Below are 17,493 nucleotides of genomic sequence, written 5' to 3'. Positions count from 1 at the left end.
CGGGCCACGACGACCCACGGACCGGCGCTCGACCCTGTGCCGAAACGCTATGCTCTACCCGTAGCGGACGCGCGATCCGCATCACTAACCGGATAGGCTAACCACGAATGAACGCAGCGAGGCCCCTGTCGGCCGCGCAGGCCTCTTCTCGCCGCGCCGACGCCGAGCGCAACCGCGACAAGATCCTCGCCGCTGCCCGCTCTGCGTTCGAGGAATCCGGCAGCGACGTGTCCATGGCCGAGATCTCCCGGCGCGCAGGCGTGGGCATGGCGACCGTCTACCGCAACTTCGCCGACCGCCGCGCTCTGCTCGAAGCGCTCTACCAGGGCGAGGTCCAGGTCATCTGCGACGCAGGCGAGGACGCCCAGGGCGACACGCCTGCCGCAAGGCTCGAGTACTGGCTGCGGAGTTTCATGACGTTCGCGCTGAATAAGCGCCCATTCGCCGCGGACCTGCTGGCCCATGTCGACGGCGACGAGACGATGTTCGACACCAGCCGGGCGCGAGTGATCGCGTCCGGCCGACCACTGCTCATCGCGGCGCAGCACGCGCAGGAAGTCCGCGGCGACCTGTCACTGGAACAGATTCTCGACTCCGTCGTCGCCATCGCGGCCATTCCCGGAGACGCGCGCTACCGTCGGCCGATTCTCGCGACCTTCCTGGACGGCCTTCGTATCCCGACGTAGCTCCTGTGCGTCTCCGCCTCTTGCTAACCGGATAGCCTATCCGATACTTTAAGTGGAGTACCGCTCCGGTTAGCAAGTGCCTGGAAGCGGCGCCGTGAACGTCGAACTCAGGGAGAACCGATGAGTGACAAGCAGATCGCAGTAGTAACCGGCGCAAACAAGGGGATCGGCCGGGAGATCGCCAAGCAGCTCGCAGACCTGGGCAACGTGGTGGTGGTCGGCGCGCGCAACAAGGAAGCCGGGGAGCAGGTCGTCGCGGAGATCCGCGCAACTGGCGGCGACGCGGTCGCCGTCGCTCTCGACGTCACCGATCCCGGGTCGGCTGCGGCTGCTGCCGAGACGGTGGAGAGTCTGTTCGGGCGGGTCGACGCACTGGTCAACAATGCCGGGATCAGCCACCGGCCGGGTTCGGACTTCTCCGGTCAGCTACCTCGCTCGGCCAACGTCGACGACATCCGATTCGTGTTCGAGACCAACGTATTCGGCGTCATCAATGTGACGAGTGCCTTCCTGCCACTGCTGCGGAAGTCGAAGGCCGGGCGCATCGTCAATGTGTCCAGCAGCGCGGGGTCGTTCACGATGATGACGGATCCGCAGACCTTTGAGTCGGCCCCGGTCGCGCTGGGTTACGTCCCGTCTAAGACGGCGCTGACCGCGATCACCCTGCAGTACGCGAGGGATCTCGCCGCCGACAACATCCTCGTCAACGCGGTGTGCCCCGGCTTCGTCGCCACCGACCTCAACGGACACCGGGGAGTCCTGACTCCCGCTGAAGGCGCCGTCTCCGCCGTGCGTATGGCGTCGATAACTGCGGACGGACCCACCGGTACGTTCACCGACGTCAACGGTCCGGTGGCATGGTAGGCGCCCGCACCGAGGGAGAAGCGTGATGCCTTCGTTCGGGATTCTCACTGCGCCGCAACAGGTTAACTACTCCGACCTACTCCAAGTGTGGCAAGACGCCGACGGCATACCGGCGATCGAACACATGTGGTTGTTCGACCACCTCCTGCCGATCGGTGGACCGCTGGAGGGACCCATCTTCGAAGGGTGGACGTTGCTCTCTGCGCTGGCCGCGGTCACCGAGAGGGTGCGGGTCGGAATGCTGGTGACGAGCAACCGCTTTCGTCCGCCGGCGATGCTGGCGAAGATCGCGACCACCGTCGACGTCGTGTCCGACGGTCGGCTGGACTTCGGCATCGGCGCGGGCTCCAACCCGCGCATTCCGATAGCTCGCCGTGAGTACGAGGCAAATGGGTTGCCGTACAACAGTTTCGGGCAATCAGTGGAAGCGCTTGCCGAGGCGTGTGAAGTGATCAAACGGCTCTGGACAGAGGACGATCCGTTCGACTTCACCGGCGAGCACGTCGTGTTGACCGGGGCGGTGGGTAATCCCAAGCCGCTGCAGCGTCCGCACCCACCCCTGCTGATCGGTGGCCGATCGCGGGCAACACTGCGGGTGGTCGCACAGCATGCGGACATCTGGAACATGCCGGGCGGCGACATCGCCGAGATGGTCGAGCGCAATGCGCTGCTCGATCGACTGTGCGACGAGATCGGTCGCGACCCGGCGTCGATCGTACGATCGGTCGCGTTGCCGACGTCCTACGAGCATCCCGCTCAGACGCGGGCGGCTATCGCTGAGGTCGTCGACGCGGGCTTCACGCACCTAGTTCTCATCCTGCCCGCCCCCTTTCCGGCGCACGCGGCACTCTGGTTGGCGAACAACATCATTGGCTGAAGGGCAGACGCAAGTGCCAATTCAATGGCGCTCGCGTTCGTTGAGGACGTCTCGGATCTGGTTCCGGCTACTGATCCCGAGTTTGGGAAACACCTTGTAGAGGTGTGCCGCAACGGTTCGGTGCGACACGTAGATCTGATCAGCGATCTGACGGTTGCTGAGCCCCGACGCTGCCAGGCGTGCGATTTGCATTTCCTGTGGGGTCAATTCCGCTTCTACGTCGTTCGTGGGGGTCAAGTCTCCGGGCGATTGCACCCCGGCTGCCCGAAGTTCGGTGCGGGTCCGTTGCACCCACGGCTCGGCGTCGCGCGATTGGAACGCCCTGAGGGCCGCCGAAAGTTGAACCCGTGAATCGACGATCCGACGCTGCCGACGCAGCCACTCTCCGTAGTTCAGTTGGGTTCGCGCGTATTCCAGCGACGCTTCGGCACGGGCACCGTCGTGCAGTGCTATCCGGAAGTGTTCTTCGGCGTCGGTACCGTTGCCGGCCAACAATGCTCGGCTCCGATGCACCAGGGCGAGCAGATATGGGGAGCCCAATGTTGCTGCCTCAGTGTTGATTTCGTCCACCAGCGTGCCAATATTGTCGACGTTGTGGCTCGCCACCGCTGCCTCCGTCAGATCTGCAATGGCCCACCGACGAGAGCTACGGTCCCGCACCATCTTCGACAATTCCGTGAACGCCTCGTCGTAATCGTGCCGGATGAGAGCGAGAAGACCACTGGCCCAAGCCAGGTCGTCGATCCAGAGCAGTGATGTGTCCACAGGGAGGTGCTGACGAGCGATTGCCAGTGCGCTCTGAGCATCGGCGAAGCTCCCGCGCCACGCATGAGCCCGCGCAAGTAGTGCTGCGGCGCTCCCCATGCTGAGGGACATGTCGGAGTCAGTTGCGATACGCAAAGCGGTTTGCGCACTCATTGCCGCCTCGGGGAGCTGGCCTGCGATGATCTGTGCGCGAGCTGATCCGCGCAGTGCCTCGCATTCGATGCTGGGCGCACCGCTGGTACGTGCAACTCGAATAGCTCTGTCCCAACATTGCTGAGCCGTCGACAGATCAGAGACTGATTCGGCGGCCAAGCCCATCGACATCAGCAGCATGGTGTCGTCGTTGGCAGCGGTGTGAAGAGTCGTTGCGTGCGAACGGAACTGGTGCGCGTATTTGGTGTCTTCGACGGTCGCCAACGCGACCTCAATCGCGGGTTCGTCAAGGACTTCCAGACGGTGCAGGCTGTCTGCCACGAGGTGGCGATCGCCCTCGTCGAGGCCGTGCATCCGACACTGTGCCGCGGCAGCGGCCACCAAGTTGACGCGTGCAAGATGGTGCTCCGGTGTGTCGGCGTCGGCGAGTCGATCTGCCAACGACAGCAAGTCGGCGATCGCGGGCACCGCCACACCGGCGGTGACGCCGAGAGTGAAACGGGCGGTGGCGAGTTCGACGAGATCATCCAGGCCGGTGGCCAACGGTTCGGCCTCGTCGACAATGTTGATCGCCTCCGTGGTCAACCCCGCTCGACAAGCCGGTTCGATCGCGCGCACCAGGCGGCGCACGCGCTCACCCGGTGTGGTCGACAGTATCGCCGCGCGCCGCCACGCCGCGGCGGCTTCGGCGTTGGCGCCCCGCTGTCCTGCGGCGCGCGCGACGTACTCGAGTTCTGTAGCGATGACCTCGTCTCGCCCGTAAGAGGCGGCGGCTCGTTGCCAGGTGGCCTGCGCTGGGTCGCTGGTGGCTTCAGCGAGCGCGCGATGAAACGTCGAACGCTGCGATAACGTCGCTGCGCTGTACGCCACCGATCGGATCAGAGGATGTCGCACCTTGATGACGCCGTCATCGACAGTGATCAAGCCCGTGCGTTCCAACGGGTCCAAGCAGGTCTCGGGTAGGTCGACGCGCCGTGCGGCGTCCAACACTTCCGTCAACGACGTCGCGTCGCTCGCCGAGACGAGTGCGAGCATCTGCCTGCTGGGTTCGGGTAGTACGCCGAGTTGTTCGAGGAAGATCCTTTCGATGCGTCGGGTGGTTGGCAGTGGCGGCGTTCCACCCCAGAGATGGTGGTCGTCCGTCGCGGCGACGGCTTTCGCGAGCTCGGCAATGGCCAACGGGTTACCAGCCGCCTCGTAAAGCACCCGGCGCTGGGCCAGTTCACTCAACTCCGGTCCGGCCGCGAGTGCCTCGGCGAGCAGAGTTCGTGAGGCCGATTCGTCGACAGGACCCAACGTCAGACGAGGTAGAGACACGAGCCGGGCCGATTCACCGTCGAGTCCCGGGCGAGCCGCGCACAGCAAGACCGCTGCCGCAGAGGAGATCCGGCGCCCGACGAACGTCAACACATGCAGAGACGAGCCGTCGAGCCAGTGCGCGTCGTCGACGATGAGCATCAGCGGACGCCGCGCCGACGCCTCCTCGATCAGCCCGAGCACCGCGACACCGATCAGAAGTGGGTCTGACTCGAAAGGCTCGCCCAATCCGAGCGCACCGAGGAGGGCGCGCTTCTGGTGTGGCGGAAGGGAATCGGCATTCCCGAGAATCGGGCGTACCAACTCGTGTACTGCGGCGTAGCCCACCTTGGTCTGGCACTGGACTCCGGCGCAGGACAGAACCGTGAACCCGTTGTCCTTGCCCCATTGCGCGGCCGAGGTGAGCAGCGTCGTCTTACCGATTCCGGGATGTCCCTCGACGACGAGCGCACATCCCTGCTCTCGGGCGCAGGAAGCGGCAGTGACAATGGCCTCGAATTCTTCGACGCGACCGATCATTGATCCGGCTCGGTTAACTCCCGCCGGACTGCTCGAGCTATCAGTTCGCCGGCGTGCGTCGGTGCTGTTTCCTGTCCGCATATCCGACTGCAGGAGAGTCACAATTGGACCCTAGCACCCTGAATAGGCTATTCCAACCCAGAGGGATTTGCCCTACACCTAGCGAGGGCGCCGCTGATGGCTGGTGTCGTCACTCGCCGAGGAACTCCACGATGTCGCGCCCCAGCGCCGCCTGATAGGCCCCGTGGATACCGTGCGACGCACCGGGGTAGATGCGAAGAGTGCCGTGTTTGACCAGGTCGATTGCCTTGGCCGCGGAATCGTGGATGGGCACGATCTGATCGTCGTCCCCGTGAGCGATGAGGATTGGTACCTGAAGGTTCTGGAGATCTTCGGTGAAGTCGGTTTCGGAGAACTGGGCAACGCAGTCGTAGACGGCGGAGAGTCCTGCCTGCATGCCCAGACGCCAGAATTCGTCGATGAGGCCCTTGGAGACGGCCGCCCCTTCGCGATTGAAACCATAGAACGGCAGAGCAAGGTCTTGCCAGAAGGCTGAGCGGTCGGCGAGAACGTTGGCGCGGATGTCGTCGAAGGCCTCGATCGGAGTGCCCTCGGGGTTCCGTTCGGAACGCACCATGATCGGCGGTACCGCTCCGACCGTGACAATCTTGCTGACCCGACCTTGACCGTGGCGGGCTGCATAACGCACGACCTCGCCCCCTCCGGTGGAATGCCCAACGAGTGAAATATCGGTCAGGTCAAGGGCATCGACGAGACCGGCGAGGTCTGCGGCGTAGGTATCCATGTCGTTGCCGGTCCACGTCTGCTCGGATCTGCCGTGTCCGCGACGGTCATGAGCGATTGCGCAATAGCCATGGTCGGCAAGGAGTTTCATCTCGACGTCCCACGCGTCAGCGCTCAATGGCCATCCGTGGCTGAAGATCACCGGGCGGCCCGACCCCCATTTCTTGTAGAAGATCTGGGCGCCGTCGGCAGCGGTTATGAATGGCATCTGAGTCTCCCTCACGGATGGCGGCATTGGGAGCGAACACGATTGGTGACGCCCCAAGACCGATTCTGTTCGGGCCTTCCTGCCTGCGGTATACGTGTGTTGACTGCACAGGGTGTAATCGCGCTGATTTACCTAACCGAAAATGTGCTATCGACCGGTGAGCAGACCGAGCGCGCAGTACCAGACGGGTCCTGCGTTGACGCGCTTCGGGTATCGCCGAAGCATCCGCTTGTAATACTCGTCAGGACGGTCGACAGTTGCGAGCAGTTCGCGGGCAAAGACCAGGTAGTCGCGGGTCTCGGCGATGCATCGCGGATCGTCGTCGCTCCCTGGGGCCTTGTGGCCGGCGACGACGAAGGCCGGGTCGAGAGCGGCGATGGTGTCAAGTGCGGCGAGCCAGGAATCGAAGCCGCCGTCAGGTGTCTCCAGGACATACTGGTGGACGCCGTTGTAGACAGAGTCTCCGGCGAGTAACAGTCGCAGATCGGGCACCCAGAGCGCGGTCGTGTCTGCAGTGTCGGTGTGGCCGAGGTCGATCGGAACCAGGTCGTGACCTTCGAGTTGCAGTCCGTCAGGAGGGAACAACTGCGCGATGACGGGAGACGGCGGAATCAGACCACCGAACACGCGGTCCCACAACCGATCTCGCCCCTCTGTCGCTTCGCCGGGCATCCGCGACAAAGGGCCGGCAGTGGTGTACACCGGCACGTCGCCGAACTCCCGGAGAAGTTCGTGAACTCCGAGCCAGTGGTCGCCGTGCGCGTGGGTGATATAGACGGCGATGAGGTTTCGTCCCGAATCACGGATCCAGTTGCGGACTCGCTCAACTTGACCATAGGTGTACGGCGCGTCGACGAGAACTGCATCCGAACTGCCTTGCACGAGTGTGACTGAGAGTGGCGAGGAGACGATGGACTCCCCGCTCGGGAGGCGCATGTCCCCGGAACGCGGCGTGCCGTCGAGAACCAAAACGTCGTATGTCAGCTCTGGCATCGCTAATACTCCTTCTGTACTGCATTCGCCGGTATTAGGAACTGTGCAGTCGGTCAGTCCGACTGCGTGCCAGGCTCTTTCGGAGTATCGCGCGCCGGGATCACGAGATTACCCACTGATACCTGCACCGGCTGATCATTCTGATTCAGCGTGACGGTACGAACCTTGGCGATGCCGATGAGTGGATTCGATCTCGATCGGCGGACCTCGAGGACTTCACTCGTGACTCGCAGTTCGTCGCCCGGGCGCACCGGTAGCGGCCACTGCAGATCATCGAATCCCGCTCCGACGACTCCTCCGGAGGGCCGGAACTCGCTGTCGACCAGCAACCGCATGGTGACTGCGGCAGTGTGCCAGCCGCTGGCGGCCAGCGTCCCGAAGACGGAATCGGCCGCACCCGCGCTACTGAGATGGAACGGTTGAGGATCGAACTCGGCAGCGAACCGCTGGATGTCCTCCGCGGTTATCTGGATCGTCGTTGTGCCGGAAAAGCTCTGCCCAGGTGTGAGGTCTTCAAGAAACAACGTTGGCATTGGGAATCCGTCCGTGTGTCGTTTTACCGGTATGTATTGCACCTCGTCGCGCAGACGTCAGCGAAAGACGGAACTGCGGGCGGCGCGGGTGACGTCGTCGGCAATCACTTCGGGTGCGCCGGATTCGATGGCGTCGACGATCTGACGGGCGACATCTGCAGGATCGTTCTTCGGGACGTCGAGGCCCGACACCATGTCTGTGTCGGTGTAGCCGAGATACACCCCCACGACGTTGATGTTCTGCGGTTCGAGCTCCATACGCAGTGAATTCGTCGCCGACCACAGCGCGGCTTTGGAGCAGCCGTACGCCCCGGAACCGGGTATCCACGCCAGCACCGAAGCGACGTTGACGATGGTGGCGGCATCGGTCGCTACGAATTTCGGCAGAAACCCACGGGTCACACGCAGCGGGCCGAAGAAGTTGGTCTCCATTGCTGCTTCGATGTCGTCGATCGGTGACGTCGACAGCGACTGCCCGGCGAGTAGACCTGCATTGTTGACGATGATCGTGGCATCGGCGGCCGCGTCCGCCAGGGCCAGTACCGACGATTCAACTGTGACGTCGAGTGCGACGTTGGCGATCCGTGCGTCGTTGCTGGCTTCAGGTGTCCGGCTGGTCGCATACACCTTGGTCGCTCCGCGGGCGAGCAGTTCGTCGACGATGGCCTTACCCAAGCCGCGTCGTCCACCGGTCACTACGGCAGTTGCTCCGCTTACCGTTGTTGTTGTCGCCACATCAGTCTCGCTATCGCTCGGGGTCTCCACGGACGAGCTTGATCCAAAGTACGTCTGGACAGGTATCCGTCAGATGACTGTGTATCGATACGCCACAGTCATCTGACGGATACCCGCCGCCGTCAGCCTGAGCAAGGATGGGCACAGAGACACCTCGATGAAAGGACTTCGATTCTCATGCGCGCTATCAGCCAGGACAGGCTCGGCGGACCAGAAGTGCTTACCGAGGTCGATATCGACACCCCTACTCCAGGGCTCGGCCAGATCCTCGTTCGGGTGCACGCTGCGGGCGTGAACCCTGTCGATGCGATGAACCGCGAAACGGGCATGTTCGTCGGAAACCCGCCATTCGTCCTCGGCTGGGATGTGTCGGGGACGGTCGAAAAGGTCGGACTCGGGTCGACGCTGTTTGCGCCGGGAGACGAAGTGGTCGGGCTATTGCCATTTCCGCAGGGGCACGGCGCGTACGCCGAGTACGTCGTCGCGCCCACCCGTGTCTTCGTGCCGAAGCCCGCTGCTCTCGACCACGTGCACGCAGCGGCATTGCCACTGGCGGGACTCACCGCGTGGCAGGCTCTGGTCGAGACGGCACACGTGGGGCAGGGGAGCAGAGTCCTGATCACCGGCGCCGCAGGTGGAGTCGGGCACTTGGCAGTCCAGATCGCCAAGGCCCGCGGCGCCTACGTCTACGCCGTGGCAGGCGCGGCAAGCGCCGACTTTCTTACCGGGTTGGGCGTCGACGAGGTGATCGATTACACGACAACAGATTTCGTTGATGCCGTCACCGATCTGGATGTGGTTTTCGACGTCATCGGACACGACTATCCGAGCAAGGCTGTGCAGGCACTCAAGCCTGGTGGCATCCTCGTATCGACTCTTCCCCAGTCATTGCCCGACGTCGCGGAATCGGCTACCGGCAAGGGAATTCGATTGGCCGGCCTGTTCGTGGAGGCCGACCGGCTCGGTATGACCGAGTTGGCGAAACTGGTATCGGATGGGCGGTTGCAGCCTGTGGTGGCAGCCACTTTCCCGTTGGCGGACGCAGGGCAGGCGCAGAGCAGTAAGGCCGGACCCGGCAAGACAGTCCTCACCGTGGTCGAGGACGATTCCTGATCAACCCCGGGCCGCCATGTGCAGCGGCACAAGAGAACTCCTGGGTTGTATAAGCCAAGTTAGGGTGTGTGACAATCGACGTGTGCCAAGAACAGCGTGGACGGACGATGCGTGCCCGATAGCTCGCGCCATGGGGGTGTTGGGCGAACGGTGGTCGGTGCTCATCATCCGAGAGGCCTTGCGGGGTAGAACGCGGTTCTCGGAGTTCCGATCAGAACTCGGGATCGCGCCCGACGTCCTCAGTGCGCGGTTGGCGTCGTTGGTTGCTGCAGGCGTATTCGAGCAGGTCGAGTATCAGGAAGTCGGTGACCGTCGTCGGCAGGCCTACGAGCTGACCGAGGCCGGCCACGCGCTGAGTACCGTCTTGGCCTCGCTCGCGCAGTGGGGATACAGCTATCTACCTCAGGCCGCAGACAACGGATACCGCTTTGTCGACTCGGCAACGCAGGAACCGGTGCTGGCCAGCTTGCGTCGTCGGGGCGGAGAAATTGCCGACCCCGCAGGTGTGGCTCTGGTGCGCAAGGGGCAGTAAGTCGGACTCCCTGGTTCCGCGTCAACGAGGCGTGCGGCACACCGCTCCGAACAAACGGGAATAGATCGACGCCTACTGGGTTTTACCTGACATGTCAGCTAATCACCTATCGGCCCGCCAGCTCGACGTCTGGCAGCGCTTACAGACCGTGACCGAGACCCTGCGACGCGAGGTTGGTCGGGGACTGAAAGACGCCGGCCTCTCCGAGCAGGAATTCACCGTGTTGGCTCATCTCGTCGAGGCCGGCGGATCTGCGCGGCCGTCGGATTGCGCACGGGAGATGGGTTGGGACTCCAGCCGACTTGCACACCAACTCGGTCGGATGGAGAAACGGGGCCTGCTCGAGCGCGGACCGGAGATCGACGGTGATGGTCGCGCGTCGACGATCTCGCTGACCGATGACGGTCGCCGCGCCCACCGAAGGGCCGTCGGACCACATCTGCGGGCGGCGAAACAGTGGTTCGGTGATGCACTCACCGACGCGCAGTTGACCGCGCTCGGAGACGCCCTGACCGCACTGGAAACCAACGCGGCGCGAGTCGCCGCCAACACGCAAGGAGCGCAAGCATGACCACTGCAGTACACCCGGCCTGGGAATTGACCACACCGGACCTTCAGGGAAAGACAGTCGTTGTCGTCGGCGGCTCCGGGGGCGTGGGCGAAGGCGTCGTTCGGACACTGCTCGACGACGGCGCGACGGTCATCGCGACCGGCCGTGATCGCGCCCGACTCGATGAGCTGCGGGCGAACGTCGTCGACGCGGAGACCGATCAGCGGCTGCACACCGAGGTTCTGGACGCATCGGCGCCCGATCTCGACGCGCAGATCGAGGCACTCGCCACAACCTATGGAACGTTCGACGGAGTCGTCGTCGCGGTCGCGTCGTGGGGGAATCAGGGGCGCAGACCCGCGCTGTCACTCAACGACGACGAGTGGCAACACTTGCTCGATGCCAATCTGACGACCGTCTTCCGGCTCTTTCGCGGCTTCCTGCCGCACACAGCGCGCACCGGAATGATCCTGCAGCTCAACGGAATGAGTGCCGACATCCCGTTCCCGGGCGCAGCCGGTGTCGCATTGAGTGCGGCGGCGTCGAAGTCGCTGACGCGGACGATCGCCGCTGAACAGGATGGTCGTGGCCCGCGGTTCTATCAGGTCATCTTGGGCGTCGTACGGACGCGTGCGCGGCAGCGTGCAGGCGTCGACGATCCGACGTGGCTCGAGGGCGAGGAGGTCGGCGCACATGTCGCGGCGTTGGTCGTCGGGACCAGCCCCCTCTCCGACACCACGGTGCACTACCTCACGGACAAGCGTGTCGGACCGGAGGCGCACTGATGGGCACGACCGATGAGCTTCACATCATTACTCCCGGCGACCCCGGCTACGAAGATGTTCGGCACGTCTACTCGGCCACGGGCAGTCCGGGCCGTGTGCTTCTGCCGGTCGACGCAGACCAAACGGCTCGCGCATTGGAAATCGCTGTAGGGCAGGGTGATCCGTTCGCGATCCGCAGCGGTGGGCACGGGATCAGCAGCATCGCCACCAATGACGGAGGGACCGTCATCGATCTGCGACACCTCAATCACGTGGAGCATGTGGGCGACGCGACGGTGGCCGTCGGAGCCGGCGGGCGGTGGGGCGCGGTCGCTCGCAACCTCTACGGCTGGGGACTGGCCCTGACTTCTGGAGACTCAGGCGATGTCGGTGTTGGTGGCCTGGCGACCACCGGCGGAATCGGACTGCTCGGACGAGCACAAGGGTTGACGATCGACCGCATACGCGCGGCCGAGATCGTCACCGCCGACGGGCGCATCATGCGGGTGTCGCACGATGAGCATCCCGACCTGTTCTGGGCGATCCGCGGCGCGGGCGCCAACGTCGGAATCGTTACCCGATTCGAGTTCGAGGCCGCCACCACGCCCACGGTGGCGCGGGCGGCGCTGGCGTTCGACATCTCCGACGTGGCAACGTTTCTCACCGAATGGGGACCCCGGGTCGAGGCCGCTCCTCGCGAGATCTCGGCGTTCCTGTACATCGGCGCCGGTGCGCGACCATTCGCGCAAGCGACGGTAGTCTACGCCGGCGACGACGCGGCGGCGGCGACCCGCGCGCTCACACCGTTTACGGAGTTGCCCGACATCGTCGGCGCACGAGCCGAATTGGTTCCCTACCCGGCCGTCCCGCTCACGTCCGATGCGCTCCACGTCGGCCAGCAACCCGCTGTCATGCACACGGCACTCGTCGAGCATCTGGACGACGATCTCGCCGCCGACATCGGCGAATTACTCGCATCCTACGGTGCGCAGATGATCCAGATCCGTTCTGCGGGAGGGGCGATCAACGACGTGCCGGCAGATGCCACCGCGTATGCCCACCGCCACCAGAACTTCTCGGTCACCGCTGTCGCCGACCACTCCTCCCAGGCGTTCGACGACGCGTGGGAACCGATCCGCGCTCGCCGAGACGGCATCTACCTCAGTTTCGAGTCAAACCACCGGCCAGAAGACATCGCCGCGGCGTTTCCCGCGCCGACCCTCGCGCGACTGCGCACGATCAAGCACGAGTGGGATCCCGATGGCGTGTTCACCCAGAACTTCGACGCCACCGTTCGCTGAGAATCCTTCTCGCGCAATAGGGACGCGCGGCGGTAACCGATCGGCGAGTCCGTTGTGGGGTTCGCCTGAGCGGGGGTCGAGGTGGACAGCCGTGCAGAAGTTCGGATTCGAGATGCGCAGCCCAACAGTAGGTTTCACCGCGACCGTCGAGTTTTGCGCGCCTTTGCTTTTCCGCGTGTCGGTATCGTTCCGGCCGCTTCGCGAGATGCCCGCTTGGCGGCCGCCTTCTCTTTCGCCGACCGCTTCGGTGGCGGTTCGGACGTGCCACGCGACGATGTGGCCTTGCGTCCACGCACAATCCCGATGAACTCCGCCGCCAGATCCGAAGTGGGTTGCGGCCACAGCAGTCCGACGGTGCTTGTCGGGACGTCGGTGACCGGGCGATAGTCGAGGTCGCGGCGGTGGTGCAAACGCGCCAGCGATTGCGGCACCAGCACCACCCCCATCCCGCTGGCCACGAGTTCGATCGCGTCGGCGGTCGTCTCCGGCCGATGGTCCACGGCGTTACCGGGACGTTCGGTGACGACGAGCGGTTCATCGAGGGGCCAGAGCAGGTTCTCGTCGGCAAGGTCGGCCCGTGACAACTCGTCACCTGCGGTGAGCACACTGTCCTTACCCATCACCGCCACCGTCGTTTCTTCGTACAGGGCGATGATGTGGTGCGGACCCAGATCGGCATGGGAGAGTGCGTCGGGCAGCCTGGTGATCGCAATGTCGACGCTGCGGTTGATAAGCGCTGCGGCGGTGTCGGCGACCGCAGTCGGCACAAGGTCGAGTCGGACGTTCGGGTGACGCTCCCCGAAAATGCGGACCCACTTCCCCGGTGTGGTACCCGGCACAAATGCGAGCCGGAAGACCACAGCGCTGGACTCATCGGGATCGACGGGCGAATTCACGCCCCGAGGCTACCGGGGATACGCTGCGAGTATGAGCTCGCAGTCCATGAAGCCGGCCACCGCCGCCAAGAAGCTCGACATCTACCTTCCCGCGACACCTGACGAGTTTCGCTCCGGAACGATTACCCGGGAACAGGTGGCGGCCTGGCAGGCCGATCCGCCGCAGTGGTTGCGCGATCTGCGTGCCAACGGACCGCACCCGAAGAATCTGGTAGCCGCCAAACTCGGGATCTCCAACTCCGGGCTGGTCCGGGGCGAGGTGACCGAGGCGTTGACGACCGATCAGATCAACGCGTTGCTCGAAGAGATGCCCGACTGGCTTGCCGCCGAGCGCACCAAGCACGTCGAGGCCCTACGCGAGGAGCGTCGGATCAAATCCTTGCAAGCCGACCGTCGGCGCGAGCGTGAGGCGCCCACCAGCGAGGAGTGAGCCTCCGCCGGTCCGGCCGACATATCCACCTGGTGGTTCTCCCGCAGATGCAACCGCGCGCAGGAATAGCCGCCGATACTCATGAGACGAAGCTAGGTACCTCTTGCCTTCAGCGCAGGGCCGACCGCACCGTTTCAGTATTCAGAAGTTCCCCGAATCGTGAGGGGTGGAACCCGCACGCTCACGTTAACTCGATCCGGGCGCCAATTTTTCCATCAGTAACCATCACGTAATAAATCGGGCGTGAACTGTTATCAGTCGGAACGTCAAGTATCCCAAGCCATCCGACCATCAATTCTTCGCCAGTGGGCAGTGTCGCCCGCACACCCCCATCACACGACGGCGGTCTCGCCCGTCTCATCGAGGAGTAACCCCATGGCCATGTTCGACGACACCATCACCGAGAACATTGCGAAGTCTCTTGCCGAGATTCCGCATCCCTCCCTGCCCAAGGGTTCGAATATCTACGGCGGCACCAAGATCTTCCCCGACTACCAGGCGGAGGAGGGCGAAACCTACTTCACGCTCGTCCACGGCATCGCGCACGAGTCCTCGGTATCGTTCGTCGCAGTGCTGCAGGCCACCCGCGCGCTACGCAAGGGCTTCGAGTCGGCTATCTACTTCTACGGTCCCGGAGCAATCAATTGCCTTGCCACACGCGGGTTTCCAAAGACCGGTGACTCCGGTTTCCCCGGCGAGCAGAACATCAACGACGCGTTGGAGACCTTCATCAAGGAGGGTGGAACCGTCTTTGCGTGTCGCTTCGGTCTCGCGCTGCATGGTGGTCGGGAAGAAGATCTGATCGAGGGCGTCATTCCGGCACATCCGCTCGACGTGCAGGACGCGCTGATTCACTACGCCCGCAAGGGTGCGATCATCAACTCCACCTACATGGTCTGATCGTCGAGATCCCCACTCCCCGAGAGACATTCACATGACCACTATTGGTACAGTCGCCGCGAACTTCACGCGCGACCTTGAACAGAACTATCAGACAATCGCCGACTATGTGGCGCAGGCCCGCGCACGAGGTGTCGAGTTCCTGGTGTTTCCCGAGGCTGCGATCGGGGGATACCTCTCATCGCTCGGTAACCACGGCGACACCGTCAAGAACACCAAGCGATCGTTGCCGCCGGCAATCCGCCTCGACGGTCCCGAAATCGCACGCGTGCAGGAGATTGTCGGCGACATGGTGATCGCCATAGGCTTTTGCGAACTCGCTGAGGACGGCGTGACGCGCTACAACGCGGCCGCAGTCCTCGACGGCGACCAGATCTACGGAAACTATCGCAAAGTGCACCAACCGCTTGGCGAAAACATGTCCTACTCGTCGGGTTCGGAGTACGGAGTCTTCGACACTCCTGTGGGGCGCGTCGGACTCCAAATCTGTTATGACAAAGCATTTCCCGAAGCCGCGCGTATCATGGCACTCAACGGTGCCGAGATCATCGCAAGTCTTTCGGCGTGGCCGGCGGCGCGTACCGCGACCGCGGAGAATCTGCAGGACGATCGCTGGACTTACCGGTTCAATCTCTTCGATACAGCCCGTGCCCTCGATAACCAGGTGTTCTGGGTTGCCGCAAACCAATCGGGAACGTTCGGTTCGTTGCGGTACGTCGGCAACGCCAAGATCGTCGATCCCGGCGGCAACATCCTCGACACCACGCTGCTCGAAAGCGGACTCGCCGTAGCCGACGTCGACATCGCCGGGACCTTCAGAGCGATGCGAGGCGGGATGTTCCACCTGCGAGATCGTCGTCCGGACGTCTACGGTGAACTCGTCGAGGTCGACCCCACCGGAACCGCGGGATGGCGGGACCTCGCTCATGCCTGAGATGACGTTCACCGTGAGGTGGCCCGATGGCGCTGTGCAGCAGTGCTATTCGCCGAGTCTCGTCATGCACGACCACCTCAATGTCGGCAGTAGTTACACGGTGGCTGAATTCCGAACCCGTACCGACGCCGCCCTCGGCGAAGCCGCTGAGCGCGTCCGCGCCAAGTATGGATTCGCTTGTACGTCTGCCGCTGCAACCGCTGAGGACATCAACAACACAGCCCGCCGATACGACGACGAGTCGACCGTCGAGGTTCTCGACATGCATCCGGCACTACCCACTTCCTGACCACATTCTGGAGACATCATGAGCGCACGAGCTCATTCCACACCCCACACCACCCACATCCCGGTGGCGATCATCGGCGGCGGACAAGCAGGCCTATCGGTCAGCTGGTATCTCGGCCGCGCGGGTATCGAGCACACCGTGATCGAATCTCGGACCGCCGTCCATGCATGGCAGTCCAAGCGGTGGGACAACTTCACCCTCGTCACTCCGAACTGGCATTGCCGGCTTCCCGGCTACGCCTACGACGGCCCGGACCCCGACGGCTTCATGACCCGCGACGAAGTTGTCGAATGGCTCGCCGGATGGCGTGAAACCTTCACTGCCCCACTGCGAGAACACACCACGGTAACTCGCCTGCGAACCATCGGGGATACAGGCTTCGAGCTCACCCTCACCACCGACGAATCTGTCGAACTGCTGACGTGTGACCAGGTCGTCGTCGCGACTGGCGGCTACCCGCTGCCGGTGGTGCCGTCGTTCGCGCCGTCGTTGGACGCTTCTGTAAAGCAGATCCACTCAGAGCAGTACTTCACACCTGATCAGCTGCCAGCCGGCGCCGTTCTCGTCGTCGGGTCCGGACAATCCGGCGCACAAATCGCCGAGGACCTCCACCTCGCAGGTCGGCAGGTGCATCTAGCCATCGGCAACGCGCCGAGGGTTGCGCGCACTTACCGCGGCCGTGACTGCATGACCTGGTTGGCGGACATGGGCATCTATGACACACCGACCGAACAGTTCCCCGGAGGTAAAGCGGCACAGGAGAAGACAAATCACTACGTCACCGGCCGCGACGGCGGACGAGACGTCGATCTGCGACAGTTCGCCGTCGAAGGGATGAAGCTCTACGGGCATTTGACCGACGGCAAGGACACGGTCCTGCGGTTCGCGCCGACGCTGCGCGAATCACTCGATCAGGCCGACGCGGTGTACAACTCGATCTGCGCCGACATCGACCGCTACATCGAGAAAGCCGGAATCGACGCGCCTCCCGCCTCGCGCTACGAGCCCGTCTGGGAACCCGAAACCGACCCCTCCGCGGTCGACCTGGTTGCCGAGGGCATCACCAGCATCGTGTGGGCGATCGGGTACCGACCGGACTACCGCTGGATCGAGGCAAGCGCATTCGACGGTGCGGGCCGGCCGATGCAGACCCGCGGCATCACCCAGGTACCGGGACTGAGCTTCATCGGCCTCCCGTGGATGCATACCTGGGGCTCGGGACGGTTCCTCGGGATCGACCGCGACGCACGCCACATCGCTGAATCCGTCACCGGCGCACTCGGTCTGCCCGGGCTCAGACTCGCCGTCGGCTAACCGGGACCACAGGTAA

General features: G+C 63.8%; 19 protein-coding genes. 13 read left to right on the top strand and 6 right to left on the bottom strand.

Annotated features, from left to right (window positions below; translation table 11 throughout):
- The first annotated feature begins 107 nt into the window (after positions 1–107).
- The 3 genes from RND64_RS22435 (at position 108) to RND64_RS22425 (ending at position 2,427) form a co-directional block, all read left to right on the top strand.
- Complete coding sequence (locus RND64_RS22435) at positions 108–686, top strand: TetR/AcrR family transcriptional regulator (protein WP_049699286.1); 579 nt, start codon at positions 108–110, stop codon at positions 684–686.
- 120 nt (positions 687–806) lie between these two features.
- Positions 807–1,550 (top strand): SDR family oxidoreductase, encoded by a 744-nt coding sequence (locus RND64_RS22430; protein WP_049699287.1) that lies wholly within the window; start codon positions 807–809, stop codon positions 1,548–1,550.
- A 25-nt stretch (positions 1,551–1,575) separates the two neighbouring features.
- On the top strand, positions 1,576–2,427 hold the full coding sequence (locus RND64_RS22425) for an LLM class flavin-dependent oxidoreductase (protein WP_049699288.1): 852 nt from the start codon (positions 1,576–1,578) through the stop codon (positions 2,425–2,427).
- A 21-nt stretch (positions 2,428–2,448) separates the two neighbouring features.
- On the opposite strand, the gene RND64_RS22420 is transcribed toward RND64_RS22425, so the two are convergent.
- The 5 genes from RND64_RS22420 to RND64_RS22400 form a co-directional block, all read right to left on the bottom strand.
- Positions 2,449–5,181, bottom strand: coding sequence for an ATP-binding protein (locus RND64_RS22420; protein ID WP_049699289.1), 2,733 nt, complete (start codon positions 5,179–5,181; stop codon positions 2,449–2,451).
- 190 nt (positions 5,182–5,371) lie between these two features.
- The gene (locus RND64_RS22415; protein WP_049699290.1) at positions 5,372–6,193 is read right to left on the bottom strand and encodes an alpha/beta fold hydrolase; all 822 of its coding nucleotides are present in this window, start codon (positions 6,191–6,193) and stop codon (positions 5,372–5,374) included.
- A 147-nt stretch (positions 6,194–6,340) separates the two neighbouring features.
- Positions 6,341–7,186 (bottom strand): MBL fold metallo-hydrolase, encoded by an 846-nt coding sequence (locus tag RND64_RS22410; protein WP_049699291.1) that lies wholly within the window; start codon positions 7,184–7,186, stop codon positions 6,341–6,343.
- Between the two features lie 53 nt (positions 7,187–7,239).
- Positions 7,240–7,719, bottom strand: a complete 480-nt coding sequence (locus tag RND64_RS22405; RefSeq protein WP_049699292.1) for a MaoC family dehydratase — start codon at positions 7,717–7,719, stop codon at positions 7,240–7,242.
- Between the two features lie 57 nt (positions 7,720–7,776).
- Positions 7,777–8,454, bottom strand: a complete 678-nt coding sequence (locus RND64_RS22400) for an SDR family oxidoreductase (protein WP_049699293.1) — start codon at positions 8,452–8,454, stop codon at positions 7,777–7,779.
- Positions 8,455–8,631: 177 nt separating this feature from the next.
- On the opposite strand from RND64_RS22400, the gene RND64_RS22395 reads away from it, so the two are divergent.
- From RND64_RS22395 to RND64_RS22375, 5 genes are all read left to right on the top strand, one after another.
- Entirely contained in the window at positions 8,632–9,567 is a 936-nt protein-coding gene (locus tag RND64_RS22395) for an NADP-dependent oxidoreductase (protein ID WP_049699294.1), read from the top strand.
- Between the two features lie 82 nt (positions 9,568–9,649).
- Positions 9,650–10,099 carry a winged helix-turn-helix transcriptional regulator gene (locus RND64_RS22390; protein ID WP_049699295.1) on the top strand — a complete coding sequence of 150 codons (450 nt, stop codon included), beginning with the start codon at positions 9,650–9,652 and terminating at the stop codon, positions 10,097–10,099.
- A gap of 91 nt (positions 10,100–10,190) precedes the next feature.
- Entirely contained in the window at positions 10,191–10,670 is a 480-nt protein-coding gene (locus tag RND64_RS22385) for a MarR family winged helix-turn-helix transcriptional regulator (RefSeq protein WP_049699296.1), read from the top strand.
- Positions 10,667–11,434 (top strand): SDR family NAD(P)-dependent oxidoreductase, encoded by a 768-nt coding sequence (locus RND64_RS22380; protein ID WP_083444391.1) that lies wholly within the window; start codon positions 10,667–10,669, stop codon positions 11,432–11,434. Before RND64_RS22385 ends, RND64_RS22380 begins: the two co-directional genes overlap by 4 nt.
- Positions 11,434–12,714, top strand: a complete 1,281-nt coding sequence (locus RND64_RS22375) for an FAD-binding oxidoreductase (RefSeq protein ID WP_049699298.1) — start codon at positions 11,434–11,436, stop codon at positions 12,712–12,714. The genes RND64_RS22380 and RND64_RS22375 overlap by 1 nt, the downstream gene beginning before the upstream one ends.
- A gap of 134 nt (positions 12,715–12,848) precedes the next feature.
- Here RND64_RS22375 and RND64_RS22370 read toward each other — a convergent pair whose 3' ends face one another.
- Positions 12,849–13,610 (bottom strand): LysR family transcriptional regulator substrate-binding protein, encoded by a 762-nt coding sequence (locus RND64_RS22370; RefSeq protein ID WP_049699299.1) that lies wholly within the window; start codon positions 13,608–13,610, stop codon positions 12,849–12,851.
- A gap of 46 nt (positions 13,611–13,656) precedes the next feature.
- Between RND64_RS22370 and RND64_RS22365 the strand changes: the two genes are divergently transcribed.
- The 5 genes from RND64_RS22365 to RND64_RS22345 all read left to right on the top strand — a co-directional run bounded on the left by RND64_RS22365 (position 13,657) and on the right by RND64_RS22345 (position 17,477).
- Positions 13,657–14,040, top strand: coding sequence for a DUF5997 family protein (locus tag RND64_RS22365; RefSeq protein ID WP_049699472.1), 384 nt, complete (start codon positions 13,657–13,659; stop codon positions 14,038–14,040).
- A gap of 375 nt (positions 14,041–14,415) precedes the next feature.
- A complete protein-coding gene (locus tag RND64_RS22360) occupies positions 14,416–14,940 on the top strand; it encodes an MSMEG_0572/Sll0783 family nitrogen starvation response protein (protein ID WP_005203430.1) in 525 nt (174 codons plus the stop codon).
- 34 nt (positions 14,941–14,974) lie between these two features.
- Positions 14,975–15,874, top strand: a complete 900-nt coding sequence (locus tag RND64_RS22355; RefSeq protein WP_049699300.1) for a carbon-nitrogen hydrolase family protein — start codon at positions 14,975–14,977, stop codon at positions 15,872–15,874.
- Positions 15,867–16,163: an MSMEG_0570 family nitrogen starvation response protein gene (locus tag RND64_RS22350; protein WP_049699301.1), complete on the top strand. Its 297-nt coding sequence runs from the start codon at positions 15,867–15,869 to the stop codon at positions 16,161–16,163. Before RND64_RS22355 ends, RND64_RS22350 begins: the two co-directional genes overlap by 8 nt.
- An 18-nt stretch (positions 16,164–16,181) precedes the next feature.
- Complete coding sequence (locus RND64_RS22345) at positions 16,182–17,477, top strand: MSMEG_0569 family flavin-dependent oxidoreductase (RefSeq protein ID WP_049699302.1); 1,296 nt, start codon at positions 16,182–16,184, stop codon at positions 17,475–17,477.
- Positions 17,478–17,493 lie beyond the last annotated feature (16 nt).

It is taken from the genome of Gordonia sp. w5E2, from assembly GCF_036540975.1.
GTDB classification, from domain to species: domain Bacteria; phylum Actinomycetota; class Actinomycetes; order Mycobacteriales; family Mycobacteriaceae; genus Gordonia; species Gordonia jacobaea.
Note: the sequence above shows the minus strand (reverse complement) of the source record. Positions and strands in the feature narration are given on the sequence as shown.